A 22,875-nucleotide genomic window follows, 5' to 3' on the forward strand; every position below is an offset into this window, starting at 1 on the left:
TGGCAGCTCCGGGTCGGGCGCACGGGCCGTTTGGGGCGGGCGGCCGGAGTGGTCGGTGTCGCTGGGGCGGCGGCCTGCGGTTGGGCTGGAGTCGACTTGGGCTGGAGCCGAGCGGAGCGGGTGGCCCGGACCGGGTAGTCCGGAGTGGCGGCGTTACCGGTAGCGACGGCACTGGCGTGACCTGGTTGCTGGGCGGCGGGCTGGTCGATGTTGTTCTGGCCTCGCGGCCTCGCGGCCTCGCGGCCTCGCGGCCTCGCGGCCTCGCGGCCTCGCGGCCTCGCGGCCTCGCGGCCTCGCGGCCTCGCGGCCTCGCGGCCTCGCGGCCTCGCGGCCTCGCGGCCTCGCGGCCTCGCGGCCTCGCGGCCTCGCGGCCTCGCGGCCGTGTGCGGGGTGGGGAGCGCTTGTGGGGCGTGGGGGCTTCCCCGGCGAGGTGGCTTCCTGGGCGAGGTGGACTCGCGCGGCCCGTCGGGTGGGGTGGGCTTGCGTGGGCTCGGCGCAGCGCGGCGGGGTGGGTTTGCGTGGGCTCGGTGGCGCGGGGTGTGCATGGAGGGTTGTGCGGTGGGTTGAGGCGGTTGCGATGGGGATTCTCGGGGGCGCCTAGACCGCGGGGATTGCGGGCTGCGGTGGGGCCGGGTTGGCTGGTGTTGGCGTTGCGCCGGGTGTTGTCGCTGCTCACAGCGTCGGGTGGTGGTGATCGCCGGGGCGTGCTGAGAGGCGCTGCGGTGTGGATCTGGGGAGATGGGGGTGGTTTTGGTGGGCGGGTCGGGCCCTGGGTGGGTTGGGGGCGGGGTACCTTGGGTGACTATCTTTGGTAAATACGTTGCGACATCCGGGTTGGTGCGTCACTCTGGTGGCAGTACAACTCCACCTCACAGCGTTACGATGAACGGCTCCGGGGAGCTGCGCGGGCGCGGGCGTCGATCTGATGTCACGCCACTGTGCCTGCCGCGCTACTCCGATGTGATCGCCGTTCGTCATCGGGAAGCCGCCCTCCGCATTGCCGGACCGGGCGGCTTCCGCTATTTCCGGGGTTGGTTTCCTGCCGGGGCCGTGGTGCCCTTTCCGCCGGGTGCCTGTGTTGGGCTTTAGGTACGGCTGAAGGTGGTTAGGTCCGGTTCGGGGGCTTGGTACCGTGCGTGCGCCGACGCGATCCATGGTGGGACACGGCGGCCGAAACGGGTGGCCATCCGGTTTTCCCGTGCGCGCGGGGCAACCGGATGGTCCGCCTGTTCAGTAGCCGACGGTGAAACGCAGGCCCACGTGTCGCGGGTGTTCGACCTCGTCCAGTACCGCCACCGCCAAGTCTTCCGCGGAGATCGCGCTGGTGCCGTCGGCGCGGACCAGCAGTTGGTTGCGGCCAAGGCGGTACCGGCCGGTGCGTTCGCCTGGGGGGATCAGCAGGGCTGAGGGGCTCAGGTAGGTCCAATCGCGGTTCGACAGGCGGTAGAGGTTGAGGGCCGCGCGGTGGGCTCGGATTACCTGGAGGTACTCGGGTGGGGTGCCCAGGTCGGTGGGGAGGGACTCGGCGATGCCGTCGAGGTCGGCGATCTGTTGGCCGGGGCTGACTTCCAGGCTGCCCGCGCCGCCGATGACGATCAGGCGGGTGCGGGGGTGGGATTCCAGGGCGCGTAGCAGGGAGCGGGCTGCTGTGGGCAGGGCGTTGGCGTTGCGGATGGTCTCGTCGATGTCGCGGCCCGCGTTGATCGCGTTGACGAGCACGTCCAGGCCGGGCAGTAGTTCGGTGACCGCTGCCGGGTCGCTGATCTCGGCCTGTCGCCAGGTCACCGGGCCGGGTTTGGTGGGAATGGTGGATCTGCTGATGGCGGTGACCTCGTGGCCACGGGTGACCGCCTCGTGGACGATGCGGCTGCCGATGACGCCGGTGGCGCCGAACACGCCGATGCGCATGGTTGTCTCCCCAGTCTGGTGCACGCTGTTCGAGAACTGAACGGCGTGTAGTAAATACACGGGGGATACTATCCGCACGGCTTAGAGTGTCAAGGGTGCGAGATGTGACGCGGAACCGGCGGGCGCGGCTGCGGGCCGAGACGACCGAGGAGATCCAGGCGATCGCCCTGCGGTTGCTGGCCGGGGGCGGGCCGGACGCGGTCACGTTGCGCGCCATCGCCCGGGAGATGGGGATGACCGCGGGCGCGATCTACGGCTACTTCGCGACCAGGGACGAGTTGATCACCACGCTGATCCAGGGCGTGTACGGCGACCTGGTGGACGCGGTGGAGGCGGCGCGGGATGCCCGGCCGGCCGAGGACACGGCTGGGCGGATCATCGCTTGGGGGGAGGCGTTCCGCGGCTGGTCGGTGGCCAATCCGCAGGGCTTCCGGCTCATCTACGGCGACCCGGTGCCCGGCTACGCGGTGCCGGAGGGCGGCGCCGCCCCCGGGCCCGCGCACCGGGCCTGTTCCGGACTGGTCGAACTGGTCGCGGCGGCCTGGCCCAGCGCGGAACTGCGGCAGGGCGGTGGCGGGTACCGGTGGGCCGACTTCGACTCCGGACTGGTGAGCGTGGTTCGCGCCGACTTCCCGAAGCTGCCGCCGGCCGGGGTGGCCCTCGCACTGCGGGTGTGGGGCCGGATGCACGGTCTGGTCGCCCTGGAGATCTACGGCCACCTGGGCGCCCAGACCGGCCAGAGCGCCGAGCTGTACGGCTACGAACTGCGGGATCTGGTGGTCTCGCTGGGACTCACTCCGCCGGAGTGGTGAGCGTCCACTGCTCGTCGATCCGCATGGTGTGCGGGGTTTCGGTGGTGTAGGCGGGCCAGCCCGGATCGCCGGTGGTGATGAATCTGCTCCAGGCGGCGTGCGTGCGCGCGACCAGTTCCGGTGACGGTGGGGTGGGGCCGAGCAGGGACTGAGCGCCGTGTAGTTCCTGAACGGCTGTGGTGGCGAAGACGAAGGGCAGTTCCACGCAGTGGCAGGCGCCCAGGGATCCGTCGAAGGCCGCGGAGCGCCAGGCGAACTCGTATCGGTGTGTTCGACCAGGTAGCTGCGTGGCGTGTGCCTGGGCCAGCTGTCGGCTGCCCGCGCCGAAGAGCGCTTCGGTGGTGAGCCAGGGTGCGTGGCGGTTGGTGGGGACCAGGTAGAGGTTCGCCTCGTCGGTGTTGATGCCGATCAGCAGGTCCACCGGCGGCAGCGCTGACTCGGTGGGTGGCCGGGGCAGTGTGTCCGGGTCCAGGACCAGGCCGAACGGTGTGATGCCGCGCAACGGGCCGTCTGTTGGCAACGGAATCCGGCCCAGTGCCGCGATGAGGTCCGCGTCCGCCACGCCGGTGAACCCGGCCGCGGTCGGCGCGACCCCGAGTTCGGCCGCGAGTGCCGCGGTGATCCGGTACGCCTGCTCCGGGGTGAGTACGGCGGCCGGGTTGCCGCTCTGGCTGATCACCCGCCGGAACAGTCCGTGCGCGCGGGGCGCGGCGAGCAGTGCGGTGGCCAGCATCGCCCCGGCGGACTGACCGGCCACGGTGATGTTGTTCGGATCGCCACCGAAGGCGGAGATGTTGTCCCGCAACCATTCCAGCGCGGCGATGACGTCCAGCAGGCCGCGGTTGGCCGGGGCGTCGGGCAGGTGCAGCCAGCCGGGCGCGCCGAGGCGGTAGTTGACGGTGACCAGCAGGATGCCGTCGCGGGCGAACGCGGTGCCGTCGTAGAGCGGGGCGGAGCCGGAACCGGTTTGGAAGCCGCCGCCGTGCAGGAAGACGAGGACGGGGCGAGGGGTGGTGGCGGTGGGCGGGGTCCAGATGGTGAGGGTGCGGTAGTCGGGGCCGGGGGTGGTGGGGGAGTTGAGGGGGGTGAGGTCGAGGCGGCCGAGGGTGGGGCGGTGTGGGGCTGGGGCGGTGGGGCCGGGGGTGGTGGCGTCGCGGATGCCGGGGCGGGGAGGGGGTGGGGTTGGGGCGGTGAAGCGGGTGTCGGGTGGGGTGGCGGTGGGCAGGAGACCTGGGCGCGCGAGGGCTGGGGCAGGTGGGACAGCGGTGGTGCGGGTACCTGGATGGGCGGGCGGTGAGGTTGGGGCAGGCGGGGCGGCGAAGGGGCGGGCACCTGGGGCGGTGGGCGGCGGGGTTGGGGCAGGTGGGGCGGGGACGGTGCGGGCACCTAGGTGGGTGGGCGGTGGGGTTGGGGCTGGTGAGGCGGAGAGGGTGTGGGCATCTGGGGGTGAGAGGGGCGGAGCAGGGGAAGGGCGGCAGGGGTTTGCCGGGGCTGAGGTCAGGTGGATGGCCGGCTGAGGGAGTGGTGGGGCGGAAGCAGGTGGGGATGAGGTGGGGAAGGGGCTGTTGGGTGCGGTAGCCCGGATGCCCGGATTGGGGAGCGTCGCGGTGCTGAGGGCTGGCTGGGTTGGGCTGGGCGATGCAGCGGTGGGGGTTGGTGCGTGGTCGTGGACCGGGGCGGCGTAGGGCACGGCGTGGTAGACGGTCACCTCGGCGCGGTGTTCGCCCTGGACGGGGCCCTGGGCTGTGTGCACGGTGTTCATTTGGTGAACGCCGCCCAGTTGGTGATGGCGAACTTCGATCCGTCGCGGGTGACCTCGGCCGCGCCGCTGCCGCCGAAGTGGGCCGGGATGATCAGGGCGTTGGTGTCGGCGGCCTCGGCGAGTAGCCGGCGGCGGGTGGCGATGGCGGCGGGTTCGTCCTCGCTGAGGCAGGGCTCGTGGTCGGGTTCGATCAGTTGCAGTGGGGTGTGGGCGATGTCGCCGATGAACAGGGCCCGGTCGGTGCCTGAGGTCAGGCGCAGGACGGCGGAGCCGGGGGTGTGGCCGGGGGCCAGTTCCAGGGTCAGGTTGGCGTCGAGCCGGTGGGTTGGTCCGTCCCAGGTGGACAGTTGGCCGGTGTGGTGCAGTGGGGCGATGCTGTCGAGGTAGATCTGGGCGTCGTCGCGGGTCTGGCCGCCGAAGGGGGAGTGGCGGGGGATGTTGTTGATGGGGTTGGTGAAGGTGTTCTCGGGGGTGCTCAGCAGGTATCGGGCGTTGGGGAAGGTGGGGATCCACTCGCCGTTGTGCAGGCGGGTGTTCCAGCCGACGTGGTCGGCGTGGGCGTGGGTGTTGACGACCAGGTCGACGTCTTCCGGTCGCACGCCCGCCGCTGCGAGGCGGTCCAGGAAACCGGTCTCGAGGTGGTGGAAGGCGGGGACCTGACGTTCCTTCTGGTCGCCGATTCCGGTGTCCACCAGGATGATCCGGCCCTCGCTGCGTAGCACCCAGGACTGGGTGCGGGCCAGGTACATGTCCGTGGCGGGGTCCCAGTGGTCGGGGCTGAGCCAGGAACTGTTGGCCTGCCAGAGGTTGTGCGGCAGGGTGGGGAACAGGGTGCTGACAGGGGCGAAGGGGCCTTGCCACTCAGTGACCCGGCTGATCTCGACGTCGCCGAGGGTGATGGTGTTCATGCCGATCACGCTAGGTTCGGTGCTGCCGGGTCGGGAATGATCCAGGGTCTTGGGTGTTTACGTCTACGTCTTGATCGTTGGGGGTGGGGGTCGGCGGATGGATGTGCTCAGTGACGCGATCGCGGCCATGCGCAGTGGGCGGCCGTACTCGGCGTTGACCGAGGCGGACGGGCCGTGGTCCCGGGAGTTCCCGGACTTCGCCGGGGCCCGGCTGCATGTGGTGCTCGTCGGTGCGATCAAGGTGGTGCTGCCGGGGCGGGAGCCGGTGTCGCTGACGCCGGGGGACGCGGTGGTGTTGCCGCGGGGCGGGGCGCACGAGCTGGTCGACGCGGGGGTGCGCACCCGGTTGCTGTGCGGGGCGTTCCAGCTGGAGCAGGCGCGGCCGCACCCGTTGCTGGCCGAGTTGCCCGAGCTGCTGGTCCAGACCGCGCGGGCTGGTGAGCACGCGCCGTTGCAGGGGATCATCTCGGTGCTGGGGGCGGAACTGGCCGAGGTGCGGGCCGGTCGGGACGCGGTGCTGCCGTCGTTGCTGGAGGTGCTGCTCGTCTACCTCTTGCGGGCCTGGATGGACGAGCACGGCGACGGGCGGAACTGGGATGCTGCGATGCGGGATCCGGTGGTGGGCAAGGCGTTGCGGGCCATCCACCAGGATCCGGCCGCACCGTGGACGGTGGAGGGGATGGGGGCCGCGGCCGGGCTGTCGCGGGCGGCGTTCGCACGCCGGTTCAGCCAGCTGGTCGGGCAGCCGCCGTTGGGGTACCTGACGTGGTGGCGGTTGGCGTTGGCGGCGCGGATGTTGCGTACCACCGATTCGACGCTGGCGGTGATCGCGGACCGCTGTGGCTACGGTTCGCAGTTCGCCTTCGCCAACGCGTTCAAGCGGGAGTACGGGGTGTCGGCTGGACGGTACCGGCGGTTGCGCCGGAGCGACCACGAACACATCGGCGAGTGGGAGCGGCCAGGCTGAGCGGACCGCCTCCGTCCGAAGTGGACGGAGGCGGCCTGGTGAACGCCTAGCGGGTGCGGCCCTCCAGGGATTCGATGGACACGGTGCCGCCGTCGCCGCGCATGGCGACGCCGTGCCGGAACTGGCTGAGCACCGTGGGATCGGACAGGTTCAGCCGTGGATCGATCGAACCGGTGCGCACCGAGGTCCACCGCCCGTCGCGGCCGTGGAAGATGTCCAGGGACTTCCCAGCGACCACGAGCGCGAACTTGTCACCGGGTTGCAGGTCCAGGCGGGCGGTCGGATTGCCGTAGAGGAACTGGCCGTTGAGCCGGATGTCGAAGCCGGTCTGTTTACGGAAGTGGTTGTACCAGGCCACCACATAGGTGTCCTTGTCCTTGACCAGACCGGTGAACAGACTGTTCTCCCGCATGTTGCCACCGGCCAGTTCGCCGACCTCCACGATGGTCACCGCAGGGTTGGCCGAGGGGGTGGCGGTGGAGCCGAGCATGGTGAAGAACTGGTTCGGGTGACTGACCTTCAGCTTGGAATCCGACACCGTGGGGCCTGGCGCGGCCTCACCGCCGAAGGGCTGGTGACCGCGGTAGCTGGCGCTGGTGTCGGAGTCGAAACCGTCGAGGATGGTGCGCTTGGGGTAGTTCGCCTCGGTCGGCTCCGGCACCGGCACGGTCACCAGCCAGGGCTCGTCGACCACCTGACGCCCGGAATCGTTGCTGTAGAAGGCTCTGGTGGTCACCTGGGAATCACCGACACTGCCTGGGACGAGCCGGTACCGCGCCACCGTTGATTCGCCGGGGCGAAGGTCCACTGTGGACACCTCGCCGACCGGTTCGGCCCGCCAGCCAGCCGGCAGCACCAGTTCGGGGTGGACCTGGCGGACCGTGCGCGGTGAGTCGTTGACCACCAGCACACTGGCCGGGGTGGCCTGGCCGTCCTTGAGCGTGCCCGGCACGAAATGCGTGTTGACCCCGGCGCCCTCGGTGGTGTCGACGTAGGACTCCGACTGCTGCACCGGCGGCCCGGACACGCCGCGGCCCTGGGACAGCACGAGTTGCGGGCTGATCCCGAACCGGCCGGTGCGCGGTCCGTGCACGGTCAGCCCACCACCGGAACCGGCCAGGGACAGGGTGAACCTGCCGTCGGCGGCGGCTTCCTTGAGCTTGCGCGCGTCCAGATCGAGGACCACCCGGTAGCCGTACTGGCCGGGGTCGAAGCCGGATTCGTTGGACAGCGCGCCGCGGGCGTCGGCCGGATCATCCGGCAGCACAACGGCCTGGGTGGACACACCGTCCACAAAGGCCCGGAACGTGGTGGGGTAGCGACGCTCGGAGGTCTGCGGGAACCGGGTTCGGGGCGAGCCCGGCCGGGACGCGGATGCCTCCAGGACCAGCTGGGCGGTGTTCCAACGACCCTCGCGCAGCTCGTCGGGCAACTCGACGGTCCACTGGAACTCGCCGTCGCCGTAGCCCCAGGCCGCGCTGGAACCGTCGTTGCGGAAGGTGTCGTGGCCCTGCGGCCAGTTCGCCTTGGCCGCGGCCGGATCCAGCCGGATGGTGCCGGCCACCCTGGACGGGCTGGTGCGCTGCTCGCCGAGCACGGTGGCCCGGTCGGTGCGGGTGCTCCAGTCGGCGAGGAAGGTCTGGCCGGTGGCCAGCACGTCCCGGCCGCGTACCAGCTGGATGTCCAGGCGGCCGTGGGTCAGGTCCTCGGGCACGGTCACCTCGACCTTGCCCAGGTCGCTGGTGGTGTACTTCTTGGGGGACACCGGTTTCCGTGCCCACTCGGTGCCGCGGACCGGCGCGCCGGTCTGGTCGGTGCCGGAGATCCGCCAGCGCAGCTCGGTGGCGCCGAGATCGCGGCCGGAGAACAGCGAGGACTTCGCGGTCAGCGACACCGGCTGGCCGGGGGTGACCCGCTGCACCGGGCGGGCGTCGAAGAACAGCACGTCGTCGGCGTTGGCCAGGTGCACACCGCCCTGTTTCCCGTCGGCGTCGAGGTAACCGGGCACCTGGAGCGTGCGGTCGTAGGCCGACCAGCCGTTCCACTCCCACTCGATGTCGGCCAGTTCGGTGAACAGGTAGCCGTTCATCTTGGGCTGGTTGCGGAAGAGTTCGGTGGTGTAGCGGAACGGCGCGGCGACGTCCTGGTCCTTCTCCCTGCCGCCGGACCACGGGCCGAACTCGGAGTTCAGCAGCGGCTGACCGGCCTGCTTCTTGCCCTCCTCCATGTTGAAGGTCGAGCCGGGATAGGTGTTGCGCACGATGTGGTCCACATTGGACTTCCATTCCTCCCATGTGGACAGATAGCCGTGGAAGTCCAGCAGGTCCGTGCTCTCACTGGGATGGTGGTTGTTGCAGCAGGGCGAGTTGTCCACGATCAGCCTGCCGCCCTGGGTGAGCTTCTTGGTGAGCTGCACCATGCGTTCCACCCACGGCTTGGCGTCCTCGCGCATGCCGTTGCCGTCGGTGATGCCCCAGCCCTCGTTGAAGACGTCCCAGATCACGATCGAGGGGTGGTTGTAGTCCCGTTTCACCGCGTCGTGCAACACGTTCTCGAACAGTTTCTCCGCACTGGCCTGGTAGCCGTTGTAGCCGAAGTTCGGCTGGTCGTACCAGACCATCAGGCCCATCACGTCGGCCCAGTGGTAGTAGAGCGGATCGTTGATCTTGATGTGCAGGCGGGTGGAGTTCAGGCCGAGTTGCTTGGCCAGCGCCAGGTCGAAGAGCACCGATCCCTTGCGCGGGTCCCCGACCGAGCCCGCGCGCAGGTCGCCGCCCTGGTAGAGGCCGGTGTAGGAGTAGGTGCCCCAGGGGTTGAACGCCTGGTCGAGCGCGGAGCGCAGGTAGATCGGCTTGTTGTTCAGGTGCAGGTATTGGTACTGCTGCTGGGGATCGGACTGTTCGGCCGGGGAGTGGCCGGGCGCCCAGTCCCGGGAGATGGTGCGCAGACCGGTCCAGGTGTGCAGCGCGTCCCGGCCCTGACCGCCGGACAGTTCGACCTGGACCTGGTAGAGCCAGGGCGTGTTCGGCGACCAGAGGCGGGCCGCCGGGATGTCCACTGTGGACTTCCCGGTGACGCCGTCGAGGATCAGCGTGCTGGTGGCGACGACCCGGCCCGCTTTGGGCTCGACCGGCTTGGGCAGGTCGAGGCCGCGTTGTTCGACGCCGGGCTTGCCTGCTTGTTCGCGGATGGTGATCTTGGCGGTGGAACCGGCCGCGGCGGTGTTGCCGGTGATCGCGATCTCGGCCTTGGCGCTGGTCAGGCGGTCACCGGCGAAGGTCAGCTTCGGCGTGACGTGCACGGTGTCCAGGCGGGCGGGGTCGGCCGGTTCCAGCCAGACCGACTGCCAGATGCCGCCGGTGTCGGCGTACCAGCCCATCTGCTTGCCCTGCGGGTACGGCGTGCGATCGCCGTTGTCCGGGGCGAAAGCGCGGACCACCAGCGAATGCGTGGAACCCGGTGCGAGGCGGCCCAGGTCGACCTCGAACGGGGAGTAGCCGCCGTCGTGCTCGGCCCGCTGCACACCGTTGAGGAACACCACGGCGTTCCACTCCACCGCGCCGAAGCGCAGCAGCACGTTGCGGTCGGCAGGCCAGTCGGCCGGCACGGTGAGCTGGCGCTGGTACCAGACCGCGCCCCGGTTGGCCTCGAACTGGCTGGCGTAGACCTGGTTGTTGGCGCGGGCTTCCTCGCCGACACCGGCCAGGGAGGTGTAGCTGAACGGAACGCGCACGGCGTGCTGCCACTCGTGCCCGCCCGCGGCCCAGTTCTCGGTGCGGCCGACATCGCGCGGGTCGAAGCTCAGTGACCAGGTTCCGTTGAGGTTGAGCCATTTGCCGTTCGCGCCTGCCCGGCGGTCCAGGTCGGGGCGCGGGTAGTCCGGGTGCGGCAGGGAACGCGGGGTCTCCCGGTCCAGGCGGAGGGTGACCGCGGTGTCGCCGCGGGATTCCAGGGGTAGCCAGCGGAAGGAGTAGCCCTGTTTCGCCGCGACCACGCCGATGGCCTCCGCAGGCACCTTGGGCAGGGTGAACCGGCCGTCGACGCCGGTGCGCACGCTGGTGGTCTGGGCCGCCGCGTGCACCACCGCCCCGGCGACCGGGGCGCCGGTGACCGTGTCTCGGACCTGGCCGGTGACCGTGCGTTCCGCGGGCGCGGCCTGGGCCGCCGGTGGGGTGATCGTCGACGCCGAGGCGGCGACCAGGGCCAACGCGGCTACCAGTGGTGCGGTGCGCAATCGGGAACGGGGCATGGGGCGCCTACCTCCTGGCGGGGGAGCACAACCGAAGGTGGGGTGGGCGCGCCATGGCGGCGAGCAGCGTGCCCACCCCGATGTGGAACCGCTCCCATTAACAGCAACCGATCATGAGCAGTCAAGAACTGACCGAACTATGGCCGGAAATGGACTGCCAACGTTGTAATCCGATCAGGCCAGCTGGGGGTGGGCGTGTTTGAGTGGGCGTTTGCTCGGGCGTGTTCGCGGTGTCTCGGTGCCCGGGGCGGTGTCCGTAACGGCCAACGTGGCGTACGAGATCGGCCAACATGGCGTACGAGAACGGCCAACACGCGGGTGAGGGGGTTAGACGAAGGCGCTGTGGCCGGTGATGGCCCTGCCGACGATCAGGGTGTTCATCTCCCGGGTGCCTTCGTAGGAGTAGATGGCTTCGGCGTCGGCGACGAAGCGGGCCACGTCGTGGTCCAGGATGATGCCGTTGCCGCCGAGGATCTCCCTGGCCCAGCCGACCGCCTCGCGCATGCGGACCGTGCAGACCGCCTTGGCCAGGGCCGAGTGCTCGTCGCGGTAGACGCCCTCGTCCTGGAGCTGGGCCAGGCGGGTCACCAGGGCGAGGCTGGTGGTGACGTTGGACAGGATGCGGACCAGGAGGTCCTGGACCAGTTGGAAGCCGGCGATGGGGCGGCCGAACTGCTGCCGCTGCTTGGCGTAGGCGAGGGCCTTCTCGTAGGCGCCCATCATCACGCCGACGGCCTGCCAGGCGACGCCGCCGAGGGTTTGGCGGAGGATGTCGGCGGTGTCCCGGAAGCCGGTGGCGCGCTGGAGTCGGTTGGCCTCGGGGACCCGGCAGTCGGTGAGGGTGATGTCGGCGTTCTGCACGGTGCGCAGCGCGACCTTGTGCTCGATCCGGGTGGCGGTGAAGCCGGGGGTGCCCCGTTCGACCACGAAGCCCTTGACCTTGTTGTCGGCCTCGTCCCTGGCCCAGACCACGATCAGGTCGGCGAAGGTGGCGTTGCCGATCCAGCGCTTGGCGCCGTTGAGGATCCAGTCCTCGCCCACCCGGCGGGCGGTGGTGCGCATGCCGCCGGAGACGTCGGAGCCGCCTTCGGGCTCGGTGAGGGCGAACGCGCCGATCTGCTCCATCCGGGCCATCGCGGGCAGCCAGCGCTGCTTCTGCTCCTCGCTGCCGCAGCGGTTGACGCTGCCCATGGCGAGTCCACTGTGGACACCGAAGAAGGTGGCCAGGGACGGGTCGACCCGGTTCATCTCCATGGCCAGGAAACCGGTGAGCAGGCTGCGTTCGCCGCGGTAGGCCAGGCCCGCGATGTCCAGTTCGGCGAAGCCCTTGACGAGGTCGTGCGGGAATTCGGCCGCCGCCCAGGCGGCGTTGGCGATGGGGGCGACCTCGGCGGCCAGGAATTCCCTGGTGCGGCGCACGATGTCCTGCTCGCGGTCGTCCAGCAGGTGCTGGAAGCCGTAGAAATCGCCGGTGAGCAGGTCGGGTTCGGTGGCCATGTCAGGCTCCTTCGGTGCTGTTCAACGCGGCCAGGATCGCCAGTTGCCGGTCGTCGCGGCGGCGGGTCCGGCCGGGGTAGTCCGTGCTGCCGAAGTCGTGGTCGGCCGCCGCGGACAGGGTGTCCACTGTGGACTCGTCAAGGGTGGGGGTGCGGCGCTGGGCCCAGCCGCGGGCCATGCCGGGGCCGAGGTGGGTGAGCAGGTGCCGCAGGCCGCCGGGGCCGCCGCCCAGGTGCAGGGCCTCGAACGGGCCGACCGCGGCCCAGCGGATGCCCAGGGAGTTGCGCACGATCAGGTCCAGCTCGGCCGGGGTGACCACGCCGTCCTGGACCAGGGTGACCGCCTCGGCGAACAGCGCGCCCTGCAGCCGGTTGGCCACGAAACCGCGGCTCTCGGCGCGCAGCGTGACCGGGACCTTGCCGAGTTCGCGGTAGAACCCGGCGGCGCGGTCGATCAGCTCGGGGGTGCTGGTCGGGTGCGGGACCAGTTCGACCAGGGGCAGGACGTGCGGGGGGTTGAACGGGTGACCGACCAGGACCCGGCCCGGGTCGGTCATGCTCGCGCCGAGCAGGGTGGGGACCAGGCCGGAGGTGGAGGAGAGCAGCAGGGCCTCCGGCGGGGCCGCCTTCTCCAGTGCGGCGAACAGGTCCTGCTTGAACTCCAGGTTCTCCGGGCCGTTCTCCTGCACGGCGTGCACATCCCGCACGGCGTGCAGTGTGTCGGCGGTGCACTCCAGGCGGGTGAGCAGCTCGGCCGCATCGCCGGTGAAGCCGGGGACGGTGGGCGCGAGTTCGGGGATGGCGGTGGCGGCGACCTCGGCCAGGTCGGGGCGCGGGTCGCACAGGCGGACCCGGAAACCCTTGGCCAGGAACAGGGTCGTCCAGGACAGGCCGATGACGCCTGCGCCGACGACCGCGATGGTGCGGCTCATGACCGGTTCCCTTCCAGGTAGTCGTGCACCGGCCGGAGCGGGGCGAGCGTGAGGTCGGTGATGATGTGGCTGGCCGAGACGATCTCGCGGACCGGCAGGTCGGCCAGTGGCGCGAGCACGTGCTCGAACAGCTGCAGCCGGGCGGGGCCGGTCCAGGCGTCCTTGATGGTCAGGTCGGTGATCTGGGTGCGGGCCAGCTCGCAGATCCGGGGCTTGCCGTCGTAGCCGGGGACGATCTTGAGCATGTAGGTGGGCACCGCGATCTCCGCCCTGGCCCGCTCGAAGTCGAGCGGCCGGTGCTGGTAGCCCATGGTCGCGGTGGCCACCCGCTGCGAGCCGAGATCCAGGGTGCCGACCAGCGCGCCGTGCTCGGCGAAGAGCGCGGGCGAGCCCATCGACTTGGGGTAGGCGGCCAGTTCGCGCCCGGCGGCGGTGGCGGCGAAGCTGTCGAGGTACATCTGGTGCAGGTACTCGCCGCGTTCGGCGCCGAAGCGGACCGGGATGACCTGGCCCGCCTCGGTGTAGGGGCCGTAGTTGCTGGCCTGGTTCATCCGCATGATCTCGAAGCGCACCAGCGGTTCCTCGATCTCGAGGGGCTCCGGGACCACGGCGCGCAGGGCGTCCGGGTCGGTGCGGTACACGATGTTCAGGTACTCGCGGTCGCGGAAGCGGGTGCGCGAGGCCGGGTAGGCGGGGGCGGTGAGCGGGGTGGCCAGCCTGCGGGCCACGTCGGCTGCCTTCATGACGCGGTGACTCCGTTCTCGGCGAGTGCGCGGCGCTGTTCCGGCGGGTAGCCGAGTTCGGCCAGCACCTCGTCGTTGTCCTGGCCCAGCCGCGGCGCGTGCCTGCGCAGTCCGGCCGGGGTGGCGGAGAAGCGGACCGGCGAGCCGATCACCCGGTAGGCGCCCTCGGTGGGGTGCTCGGCGGTCTCCAGCAGGCCGACCTCGCGGACGTAGCCGTCCTCGGTGACCTGGTCCAGGTCCAGCACCGGGGCGAACGGGATGCTCAGCCGTGCGCAGGCGGCCTCCCAGTCGGCGGTGGCGCGCCGCACGGCGAACTTCTCGATCAGCTCGTAGAGGTCGCCGAAGTGCTCGGCGAGGGACTCGGCGGTGCCGAACCGGGGATCCTCGGCCAGTTCGGGCGCGCCGGCCTCGGTGAAGAAGTCGAGGAGGTTCTCGCGGCTGTAGGGCAGGATGCAGGCCCAGCCGTCGGCGGTGCGCACGGCGCGGTGGCCGGGGGCGAGCGAGCGCGGGAAGCCCAGCAGGCCCTGCGCGGGCTCGAAGGTGCGGCCGGCGAGGTGCTCGACCAGGTTGAACGCCAGCATGGTGTCGGTCATCGGCACCTCGACCCGCTGGCCCTCACCGGTGCGCTGGCGGTGCAGCAGCGCGGCGAGCACCGCGTAGACGATGGTCAGCCCGCTGACCTTGTCGCCGAGGATGGTCGGCATGTAGGTGGGGGTGCCGGTGGCGCGGCGCATCAGGTCGGCGGTGCCGGAGGTGGCCTGCACGATCTCGTCGTAGGCGGCCCGGCCGGCCAGGGAGGAGTCGCTGCGGAAGCCCTGGGCGTTGCAGTACACCAGGTTCGGGTTGACCGCGGCGAGGTCCTCGTAGCCGAGGCCGAGGCGGGTGAGCGCGCCGGGGCGCATGTTGGTGACCAGCGCGTCGGCGGTGCGCACCAGGTCGAGGAAGACCTGTTTTCCCTGTGGTCGCTTGAGGTCGAGTGCGATGGCCCGCTTGTTCCGGTTGACGTTGAGCGCCAGCGCGCCCATGCCCGCGTTGCGCGCCGGGGTGGACAGCCTGCTCATGTCCCCGGCAGGCGCCTCCACCTTGATCACATCGGCGCCCAGATCGCCGAGGATCTGGGTCGCGTACGGGCCCATCACCACGGTGGAGAGGTCGATGATCCGGATCCCGTCGAGCGCGCCCCTGTTCTCGGTCATCACGGTCCTTCCTCGTTGTGCTCCGGTCACCTCCGAACTTAGGCAGGCTAACGATCTTACGCAATGTGATACGTTGCTATCCATATAGGTAAAGGAGCCGCGATGTCCGATCTCGCCCCCAAACGCCCACATCACCGCGCGGTCGACCGCATCGCCGCCATCCTGGAGACCGTGGCCACCGAGCCGCAGGGACTGGGCCTCACCCAGCTCGCGCTGCGCCTGGACGCCCCGGTCTCCTCGATCCAGAAGCTGGTCAACGGCCTGGTCGCGGTCGGCTACCTGGACGAGACCGACCACCGCTTCACCCTGGGCGCCGCGCCGTACCTGCTGTCGCTGCGCGCCGGGCGGGTGCCTGCCAGGGTGGTGCGGCACGCGGACCTGGTGGCGCTGTCCAGGGAACACCGGTGCAGCGCGGTGCTGGCGGTGCGGCTGGGGGACGCCTCGGTGTACGTGGACTGGGCGGGGACGGACGACCCGTTCAACTACCTGACGGTGCGGCAGTTGCGCACGCCGTTGCCGGAGACCGCGGTGGGGCGGGTGCTGCTGGCACACCTGCCGGAGCGGGAGCGGCATGAGGTGGTGAGCGCGCACGTGGGCGGGGAGGCGGAGGCCGCGCTGGGGCTGCTGGCGGAGCTGGCGGAGATCCGCGAGGACGGGTTCTCGCTGGGGGACAGCGGGCCGATGCTGCGCGGGATCGCGGCGGTGGCGGCGCCGGTGTGGGCGGAGGGGGTTGTGGTGGGGGCGGTGTCCCTGGCGGGGCGGCGGGAGGGGGTGGGGGAGCGGTTGCCGGAGTTGGCTGAGGTGTTGGTGTCGGCGGTGCGGGAGTGGGCTGGGCGGGCGGTGGAGCGGTGAGGTGGGCGGGCGCCGGGTAGCGGGTGGCCGGTGGGTGAGTCGGGTGGGGCAGGCCGAAGGTGCTCTGGGTGGCGGTTCGGGCGGGGCTGGGGTGTGGTGATCGGGGCGGGGGCCAGGGGCGGGTTTGTGGTGGCTGGCCTGTACGAGTTCGGCCAACATGGTGTACCGGAACGGCCAACACGCGGGCGGGGTCAGGTGAGGGCGTAGCCGAGGCGGCCTTCGTTGCGGCCGCCGGGGACGCCTTCGCAGTTCTCGTGTGGGGACAGGAAGTGGTCGTCCTGGGTGGGCCAGTAGCAGCGGTACAGCGGGATGGACGGCGCGGTGGGGCGGTCGAGGTAGGCCCAGCCCTCGGTGCGGAGCACGGTCTGGTTCTCGCAGCCGGGCTGGGTGGAGGTGAAGTGGTTGAGGCCCTTCACACTGGTGTACGAGCAGCCGTACAGGGCGAGGGTGCCTGGTTTGGGCGCGGATTCCAGGTACCAGCGGTGTTCCAGGGCGTACTTGGGGGTGACGGGGCCGGTGGTGTCCCAGTGTTCGCGGCCGTCGTAGAAGCGGCTGAACGCGCGCTGGGTGGTGGTCAGGGCGTGACCGAGGAACCTGTCCTGGGTGCCTCGGCCCTCGCAGTCCGCCGCGGTCGAGGTGAAGTGGTCGTTGCCGGATTTGCAGCGGTACAACGGGGTTGACGGCGCGGCGGGGGGTTCGATGTGGATTCGGCCCTCGGTTTGCAGCACGGCGTGCTGCGGTGCGTCACAGCCCGCGGCCAGGGACAGGTAGTGGTCGGTGCCGTTGCGGCAGCCGTGCAGCGGGACGGTGCCCGGCTCGGCCGCGGTCTCCAGCTGCCACAGCCTGCCGGGTTCGGGGGCGAAGCCGGGGGTGCGGTCCAGGATCGTGCTGGTGCGGTGCTGGGTGCCGTTGACGTAGCCGGTCAGCGTGGTCCTCGGCAGGGTGCGGCCTGCGACGCAGGTGATGTGGCGGCGCATGGTGACCGCGTTCGCCCAGTCGCCGGGCTTGGCCCATTGCAGGTAGTACAGGTAGAAGTCACTGTCCACAATGGACGGGTCGGGGCCGGTGCCGACGATGGTGGGGTAGGCGTTGCCGCGGTCTGGGTCGCGGAACAGGGTGGTCGGGCCGGACCAGCCGGTCATCCCGTCCGGTGAGGTGGCCAGCACGAACTCGGTGATGCTGTTGCCCGCCACCATGATCGTGCCGCCGCGGGTGGTCTTCACCACGCTGGGGTGCCAGGCGCCGACGCCCTGCTCGCGCACCGCGCTGCTGGGTCCGTTGCGGCCGGGGGAGTTCCAGGCGCCCTCGTGGTACTTCCGCCAGTCGCCGGCCTTGCCCTGCCGGGCCGCCGCGATCACCTCGGCCAGCGGGGCGCGGGCCACCGACAGCGGGGTGTTGACCCACTTGCCGTTGTCGAAGGAGTAGTCCGGGAAGTAGGCGTGGAGGTAACCGTCGCGCAGCACGAAGCTGGACGTGCCGATGTCGGCGGTCAGCTTGTGCTGGAAGGCGGTGGCGAACTCCATGTCCGGGGCGATGATCTCGCCAAGCCGCCGGGTGTGGCCGGTGACCGGGTCGTGCAGGCCCAGGTGCAGTTCGGAGTAGAACTGGTGCTGCGGACCCTGCAGATCGCGTTCCAGGTGCAGCATCTGCAGCACCAGGCCGCTGCCCGGATCGCGGAAGACCGGGCCGCCGCCGGCGTACTGGTAGCCCGCCGGGATGTTCTGCACCTGTCCGTGCTTGGCCCCGCCCGCCACCGGGTTGTCCAGCGTGCCGCGGGTGGTCGAGATGCTCTGGTTCGTGGCGCCGGAGGGCACCAGCGCGGACACGGCCAGGAACCGGTACTGGCCGTCGCCCTCGGGCAGCACCCCGAAGGCGGTGTCCGGCCAGCCCTTGAGGCCGAGGCCGAGCCGGGTGGCGTTGTCCACCACGACCTGGGCCGGTCCGGCGGAGACCGCGGCACACGGTTCGATCGCAGTGGGGGCGGCCGCGGCCGGTTGCAGGCCGGTGGCGGTCAGCGCGACCGCGGCGGCCAGTACTCGGATGATCACCGGATGAGTGTGCCCGGATCGCGGGTCACGGCGTGGCGGAATCGCCCAGGTCGAGGCGGAAGCTGAGGCGGTCCAGGCCGGGGCCGTCGTAGTCGGGCTGCACCGGGCGGCCCTCGAACTCGGCCGGTCCGGGCTCGGTGACGAAGCCCATCCGGGTGTGGAAGGCGTGCGAGGCGGCGTTGGCCGGGGAGGTGATCGCGCGCACCACGGTGCGCCCGTTGGCCCTGCTGTGCGCGAAGAACCGCTCGTAGAGCCAGCCGCCGACGCCCAGGCCGCGCAGGGCCGGGTCCACCCCGACGAAGTGGATGTAGCTCTCGGCCGGGCGGGACTGGGACAGGAAGCCGATCAGGAACGCCGCGATCCGCCCGTCGCGTTCGAGCACCGTGCTGCTGGTGGCGAAGTGCTGGAACATCAGCCGCGGCACCAGCAACGCCCGCTGCTGCTCGCCCGCGGCCCCGCCGAGGCCGCCCCACCAGTCGGAGAGGGCAACGGTGACCTTGGCGTGGTCGGCCTCCACCGGCTCCCGTGCGGTCAGATACCCGGGAAGTTTTCTGGTCATGTGTCCAGTATCCACCGGGTGAAGATCGCGCCGCCACGACCAGGGTGCCCGAGGTTGGTTCGGCCGGTCCTTCGTCTAGGCTCTGACCATGCGTTATGGGGGGATCGCCGGTGCACTGGCGCTGGCCTTGCTGTCACTGACCGGTTGCGGCACCCAGGCCGTCATCGGTTCGGCCGAGGCGGTGCCGATCGAGGGCACGCCGCGGGCCGTGCTGGTCACGCCGGGCAAGGTGGCGCCGCTGAAGGTGGACGAGGCGCGCAAGCTGATCCCTGGCGAGCCCTTCGACGCCCCGCCGCTGAAGAAGATGGTGGAGGAGCTGCGCCTGCAGACCCTGGTCATGGTGCAGTTCCGCGGCGAGGTCGCCGGTTCCTGCAAGGACGACAAGATCGTGTTCAAGGCCGGCGGGATCACTGACTGCATGGTCACCTACAACGGCCTGCAGGTGCCGTGGCAGATCACCGTCTCCGACGACTTCAAGGAGTCGGACATGCTGGTCAAGTACACGATGAAGCCGCTCAAGGGCGTGCTGCAGGCCGAGGCGGTGCACGCGCTGTTCGCCGAGCAGTACCAGCGGCTGGGCGATGAGCTGCGCTGCGACCAGCTCCCGGCCGCGCAGCTGGTCGAGCCGGGCAAGAAGACCGAGTTCAAGTGCCAGTACCGGACGGTGTCGGGCAACGGCCGCCAGATCACGTTGCGGGATGTGACGGTGGACGTGTCCCGGCGCGGGTCGATCGCCTTCCTCTGAGGGGCTACTGACAGTCCACCCGCACCGGGTGGTCGAGTGACACCGGGCAGACGAAGATCCGCACGGCGTCGTGCAGGTCCATGCCGGTAGGGCGGTCCGCCAGGTGGTCCACGAGGTCCTCCTCGATCGGCCGCCAGCGCGGGAGGCTTCCGCCGTCCCACTCGTAGTCGTCGATGGTGAGCAGGTGGTCCATCGGGCTCGCGCACTCGGGGCAGGGTTGTGGGATCTGGTCGGTGACCGACCAGGCCACCCAACCGCCGACCTTGCTGCCCGAGGCGATGGACAGGCTGTACTGGTAGCTGTACTGGTCGTTGCCCGCTGCGACGCCGAACTCGGCTTCCAGTCCATCGAGTGCCTGGACGAGTTCGGCAGGCAGTTCCTCGTACCAGGGGTACTCGCGCACGCGCTCCGGGTTCAGCACGCAGGGAAGCGGAAGCCTGCTGTCGTCGCCGTCGAGCATGCCTGGCTCGGGCGGTGGTTCGGTGGTGGGCGTGATCGAGTCGGAATCTCGCCAGAAGAGCTGGACGTACGGGCCGATGCTGCCCTGGAGGTCCTCGTGGGTGTGCGGACACCACAGCACCTGGAGCAGGTCGGTGCCGGGCGGGAAGGGCAGTTCGGGCAGGTCGCGGGCATAGAACTGGCCGACCCCGACGGTGGCCTCGGGCTGCTGGGGATTCGGGTGGAAGGCCTTGGGGCGTCCGCAGGACGGCCACGGCTCACCCGCGGGCCACAGCAGCGGACCGCCCAGGTGGCTGTCCTGGGCGGTGGGGTTGCCGCGGCGCGGGTGCAGGCGCACCGTGGTGCGGGCGTAGGCGGCGATCGCCGGGAACCGGGCGGCCAGGTCGAGGGCCGGTGGACGGGTGGTGCGGGTCATGGCCGCAGCGTAGGGCGGGCCACTGACACTTCGGTGGTGCCGGAGCGCCCCCACCTTCGCGGGTGGTGAGGGCGCTCCGGGGTCAGGCGCCCGGCAGGACCTGGATCTTGCGGCCCTCGCCGCGGCGGAAGGACTCCAGCGCCTCGGCGTAGTCATCCAGCGGCAGGCGGTGGCTGATGAAGATCTCCGGGTCGAGCACGCCGGTGGCGAACAGGTCGGCGGCGCGTTCGTAGGAGTGCAGCACGGCCATCGAGCCGGTGATGGTGATCTCCTGGTTGTAGATCTTGTACGGCTCGATCACCGCCCGCGCGGAGTAGTCGGAGACGCCGAACTGCAGGAAGGTGCCGCCCTTGGCGACCCGGCCGAGGCCGTCCTGGATGGCCTTCTCGTTGCCGGTGGCGTCGATGACCACGTCCCAGCCCTCCGGCCGGTCCAGCTCGTCGGCGTTGGTGGCGGTGCCGCTGACGCCGAGCTGGTGGGCGGTGGCCAGCCGGTCCGGGTTGAGGTCGACCACCTCGATGCTGGCCGCGCCGGTGCGCTTGCCCAGTTCGAGCATCATCAGGCCCATGGTGCCGGAGCCGTAGATGAGCACCCGGCTGGCCAGCTGGGAGTTGAGGATGTCGTAGCCGCGGACCGCGCAGGAGAGCGGTTCGATCAGCGCCGCGTCCTCGGTGCGCACGTGCTCGGGCAGCTTGACGCAGTTGGCCACCGGGGCCACCGCGAACTGGGCCGCGCCACCGGGGTTGGTCACGCCGATGGCGGCCCAGCGCTCGCACAGGTTGTTGCGGCCGCGCCGGCAGTAGCGGCATTCGTGGCAGTACAGCGAGGGGTCGACCGCGACCCGGTCGCCGGCGCGGACCTCGGTGACGTCCTTGCCGGTCTCCACCACCACACCGGCGAACTCGTGCCCGGGGATCACCGGCAGGGTGGGGGCGAACTCCCCTTGCAGGATATGGAGATCGGTGCCGCACAGGCCGCAGGCGGAGACCTCGACGACGACCTCACGGGGGCCGGGAGTGGGATCGGGCACCGTGGTGACCTCGACCTGACCGACTCCGGTGATGACGGCGGCCTTCATTACTTCACAGCTCCCAACGACAGGCCCTGGACCAGCTTGTCCTGGGCGGCGAAACCGGCGACCAGCACCGGCAGTGACACCACGGTGGCCGCGGCGCACATCTTGGCCAGGAACAGGCCCTGGCTGGTGACGAACCCGGTGAGGAAGACCGGCGCGGTGCCGGCGACGACCCCGGTCAGCACCCGGGCGAAGAGCAGCTCGTTCCAGCTGAAGATGAAGCAGATCAGCGCGGTGGCCGCGATACCGGGCATGGCGACGGGGGCGACCACCCGGCGCAGGGTGGTGATCAGGCCGGCGCCGTCCAGGGCGGCGGCCTCCAGCATCTCCCTGGGGATCTCGGCCAGGAAGGAGCGCATCAGCCACACCGCGATCGGCAGGTTCATCGAGGTGTAGAGCACCACCAGGAAGGAGATGTTGTCCAGCAGCCCGGTGTACTGGGCGATCAGGTAGATCGGCAGCAGTCCGGCGACCACCGGCAGCATCTTGGTGGAGAGGAAGAAGAAGAGCACATCGCTCCACTTCTGCACCGGCCGGATGGACAGGGCGTAGGCGGCCGGCACCGCCAGCAGCAGCACCAGGATCGTCGAGCCCACGCTGGCGGTGACCGAGTTGAGCAGCGGCGGCCAGGGGCTGGCGCCGCCGTCCGCGCCGAAGAACTCCGCGTACCCGCTGAAGGTCAGCGGGGCCAGCACCGACGGCGGGTTGGTGGCCGCGTCGGACTCGCTGTGCAGCGAGGTCAGCACCATCCAGGCCACCGGCAGGAAGAACAGGATGCCGGCGAACCAGGCCAGCGCGCCCCACGGGCGCCAGGCGCGGCGGGTCATCGGGTCACCTCATTCTTGAGTAGGGAGGACACCGCGCGCAGGGCGAAGGTGGCGATGGCGATGGAGCCGATCACCACGACCACCCCGGCCGCGGAGGCCGCTCCGTAGTCGTGTGCCTGGTAGAAGGTCTGGTAGATGGTGTAGGGCAGGTTCGCGGTGTCCAGGCCACCGGAGGTGATGGTGAAGACCGCGTCGAAGTTCTGCACGATGTAGATCGAGCCGAGCAGCCCGCCCAGTTCCAGGTACTGGCGCAGGTGCGGCAGGGTCAGGTAGCGGAAGACCTGCCACCCGCTGGCGCCGTCGATGGCGGCCGCCTCCACCGCGTCCAGGGGGCGGGATTGCAGGCCGGCCAACAGGATCAGCATCATGAACGGGGTCCACTGCCAGACCAGCGAGGCGATCACCGCGATCAGCGGCATCTCGCTGATCCAGTCCATCTCGATGCCGAGGATCCCGTTGAACAGCCCGTATTCCGGGTTGTACAGCGCGTGCTTCCACAGCAGCGCGGCGGCCACCGGGACCACCAGGAACGGTGCGATGAGCATGGTGCGGACCAGGCCGCGGCCGCGGAACTTGTTGTCCAGCAACAGGGCCAGTCCCAGCCCGAGGATCAGGCTGACCAGCACCACGCTGGCGGTGAGCAGGATGGTGGTGAGCACCGAGTTCCGCAGGTTCGGGTCGGTGATCACGGCCAGGTAGTTGTCCAGCCAGGCGAAGCCGCGGTTCTCCGGGGCCAGGGAGTTCCACTGCAGGAAGGAGATCACCAGGGTGGCGACGAACGGGAGCTGGGTGACCGCGATGGTGAAGATCAGCGCGGGCAGCAGTGGCGCGCGCCGCGCCCAGCGGGCCGCCGTGGACAGTCCGCGTGGCTGGGCGGGCGGCCCGGTGACCGGGCTGGGGCGGGTGGCGAGGGTGGTCATCG

The 22,875-nt window shown here is 70.6% G+C and carries 18 protein-coding genes; 4 read left to right on the top strand and 14 right to left on the bottom strand.

Annotated elements, in window-relative coordinates:
- Positions 1 to 1,230: 1,230 nt before the first annotated feature.
- A complete protein-coding gene (locus HNR67_RS25335; protein ID WP_185004715.1) occupies positions 1,231 to 1,908 on the bottom strand; it encodes an NAD(P)-dependent oxidoreductase in 678 nt (225 codons plus the stop codon).
- 95 nt (positions 1,909 to 2,003) lie between these two features.
- Between HNR67_RS25335 and HNR67_RS25340 the strand changes: the two genes are divergently transcribed.
- Positions 2,004 to 2,720 (top strand): TetR/AcrR family transcriptional regulator, encoded by a 717-nt coding sequence (locus tag HNR67_RS25340; RefSeq protein ID WP_185004716.1) that lies wholly within the window; start codon positions 2,004 to 2,006, stop codon positions 2,718 to 2,720.
- Here the strand turns inward: HNR67_RS25340 and HNR67_RS25345 are convergent.
- Together HNR67_RS25345 and HNR67_RS25350 are read right to left on the bottom strand one after the other, a co-directional pair.
- Positions 2,701 to 4,482, bottom strand: coding sequence for a carboxylesterase family protein (locus tag HNR67_RS25345; RefSeq protein WP_221490047.1), 1,782 nt, complete (start codon positions 4,480 to 4,482; stop codon positions 2,701 to 2,703). The genes HNR67_RS25340 and HNR67_RS25345 overlap by 20 nt on opposite strands.
- Positions 4,479 to 5,390 carry an MBL fold metallo-hydrolase gene (locus tag HNR67_RS25350; RefSeq protein ID WP_185004717.1) on the bottom strand — a complete coding sequence of 304 codons (912 nt, stop codon included), beginning with the start codon at positions 5,388 to 5,390 and terminating at the stop codon, positions 4,479 to 4,481. Before HNR67_RS25350 ends, HNR67_RS25345 begins: the two co-directional genes overlap by 4 nt.
- A gap of 97 nt (positions 5,391 to 5,487) precedes the next feature.
- Here HNR67_RS25350 and HNR67_RS25355 point away from each other — a divergent pair, with 97 nt between their 5' ends.
- Positions 5,488 to 6,357 carry a helix-turn-helix transcriptional regulator gene (locus HNR67_RS25355; protein WP_185004718.1) on the top strand — a complete coding sequence of 290 codons (870 nt, stop codon included), beginning with the start codon at positions 5,488 to 5,490 and terminating at the stop codon, positions 6,355 to 6,357.
- Between the two features lie 46 nt (positions 6,358 to 6,403).
- On the opposite strand, the gene HNR67_RS25360 is transcribed toward HNR67_RS25355, so the two are convergent.
- From HNR67_RS25360 to HNR67_RS25380, 5 genes are all read right to left on the bottom strand, one after another.
- The gene (locus HNR67_RS25360) at positions 6,404 to 10,606 is read right to left on the bottom strand and encodes a sugar-binding domain-containing protein (RefSeq protein WP_185004719.1); all 4,203 of its coding nucleotides are present in this window, start codon (positions 10,604 to 10,606) and stop codon (positions 6,404 to 6,406) included.
- 327 nt (positions 10,607 to 10,933) lie between these two features.
- The gene (locus HNR67_RS25365) at positions 10,934 to 12,103 is read right to left on the bottom strand and encodes an acyl-CoA dehydrogenase family protein (RefSeq protein WP_185004720.1); all 1,170 of its coding nucleotides are present in this window, start codon (positions 12,101 to 12,103) and stop codon (positions 10,934 to 10,936) included.
- 1 nt (position 12,104) lies between these two features.
- Positions 12,105 to 13,034 (bottom strand): 3-hydroxyacyl-CoA dehydrogenase family protein, encoded by a 930-nt coding sequence (locus HNR67_RS25370; RefSeq protein ID WP_185004721.1) that lies wholly within the window; start codon positions 13,032 to 13,034, stop codon positions 12,105 to 12,107.
- A complete protein-coding gene (locus HNR67_RS25375) occupies positions 13,031 to 13,777 on the bottom strand; it encodes an acetoacetate decarboxylase (RefSeq protein WP_185004722.1) in 747 nt (248 codons plus the stop codon). Before HNR67_RS25375 ends, HNR67_RS25370 begins: the two co-directional genes overlap by 4 nt.
- Positions 13,774 to 14,973, bottom strand: coding sequence for a CaiB/BaiF CoA transferase family protein (locus HNR67_RS25380; protein ID WP_185004723.1), 1,200 nt, complete (start codon positions 14,971 to 14,973; stop codon positions 13,774 to 13,776). The genes HNR67_RS25375 and HNR67_RS25380 overlap by 4 nt, the downstream gene beginning before the upstream one ends.
- Positions 14,974 to 15,075: 102 nt before the next feature.
- Here HNR67_RS25380 and HNR67_RS25385 point away from each other — a divergent pair, with 102 nt between their 5' ends.
- On the top strand, positions 15,076 to 15,825 hold the full coding sequence (locus HNR67_RS25385) for an IclR family transcriptional regulator (RefSeq protein ID WP_185004724.1): 750 nt from the start codon (positions 15,076 to 15,078) through the stop codon (positions 15,823 to 15,825).
- Positions 15,826 to 16,016: 191 nt separating this feature from the next.
- On the opposite strand, the gene HNR67_RS25390 is transcribed toward HNR67_RS25385, so the two are convergent.
- Together HNR67_RS25390 and HNR67_RS25395 are read right to left on the bottom strand one after the other, a co-directional pair.
- Positions 16,017 to 17,873, bottom strand: coding sequence for a hypothetical protein (locus tag HNR67_RS25390; RefSeq protein ID WP_185004725.1), 1,857 nt, complete (start codon positions 17,871 to 17,873; stop codon positions 16,017 to 16,019).
- A gap of 25 nt (positions 17,874 to 17,898) precedes the next feature.
- Complete coding sequence (locus HNR67_RS25395; RefSeq protein WP_185004726.1) at positions 17,899 to 18,432, bottom strand: GNAT family N-acetyltransferase; 534 nt, start codon at positions 18,430 to 18,432, stop codon at positions 17,899 to 17,901.
- An 88-nt stretch (positions 18,433 to 18,520) separates the two neighbouring features.
- Between HNR67_RS25395 and HNR67_RS25400 the strand changes: the two genes are divergently transcribed.
- On the top strand, positions 18,521 to 19,177 hold the full coding sequence (locus tag HNR67_RS25400) for a hypothetical protein (protein WP_185004727.1): 657 nt from the start codon (positions 18,521 to 18,523) through the stop codon (positions 19,175 to 19,177).
- A gap of 4 nt (positions 19,178 to 19,181) precedes the next feature.
- Here HNR67_RS25400 and HNR67_RS25405 read toward each other — a convergent pair whose 3' ends face one another.
- The 4 genes from HNR67_RS25405 to HNR67_RS25420 form a co-directional block, all read right to left on the bottom strand.
- The gene (locus HNR67_RS25405) at positions 19,182 to 20,051 is read right to left on the bottom strand and encodes a YwqG family protein (RefSeq protein ID WP_185004728.1); all 870 of its coding nucleotides are present in this window, start codon (positions 20,049 to 20,051) and stop codon (positions 19,182 to 19,184) included.
- An 82-nt stretch (positions 20,052 to 20,133) separates the two neighbouring features.
- A complete protein-coding gene (locus HNR67_RS25410) occupies positions 20,134 to 21,129 on the bottom strand; it encodes a zinc-dependent alcohol dehydrogenase family protein (RefSeq protein ID WP_185004729.1) in 996 nt (331 codons plus the stop codon).
- A complete protein-coding gene (locus tag HNR67_RS25415; RefSeq protein ID WP_185004730.1) occupies positions 21,129 to 21,953 on the bottom strand; it encodes a carbohydrate ABC transporter permease in 825 nt (274 codons plus the stop codon). Before HNR67_RS25415 ends, HNR67_RS25410 begins: the two co-directional genes overlap by 1 nt.
- On the bottom strand, positions 21,950 to 22,873 hold the full coding sequence (locus tag HNR67_RS25420; protein WP_185004731.1) for a carbohydrate ABC transporter permease: 924 nt from the start codon (positions 22,871 to 22,873) through the stop codon (positions 21,950 to 21,952). Before HNR67_RS25420 ends, HNR67_RS25415 begins: the two co-directional genes overlap by 4 nt.
- Positions 22,874 to 22,875: the final 2 nt, after the last annotated feature.

The organism is Crossiella cryophila (assembly GCF_014204915.1).
Taxonomy (GTDB): Bacteria; Actinomycetota; Actinomycetes; order Mycobacteriales; family Pseudonocardiaceae; genus Crossiella; species Crossiella cryophila.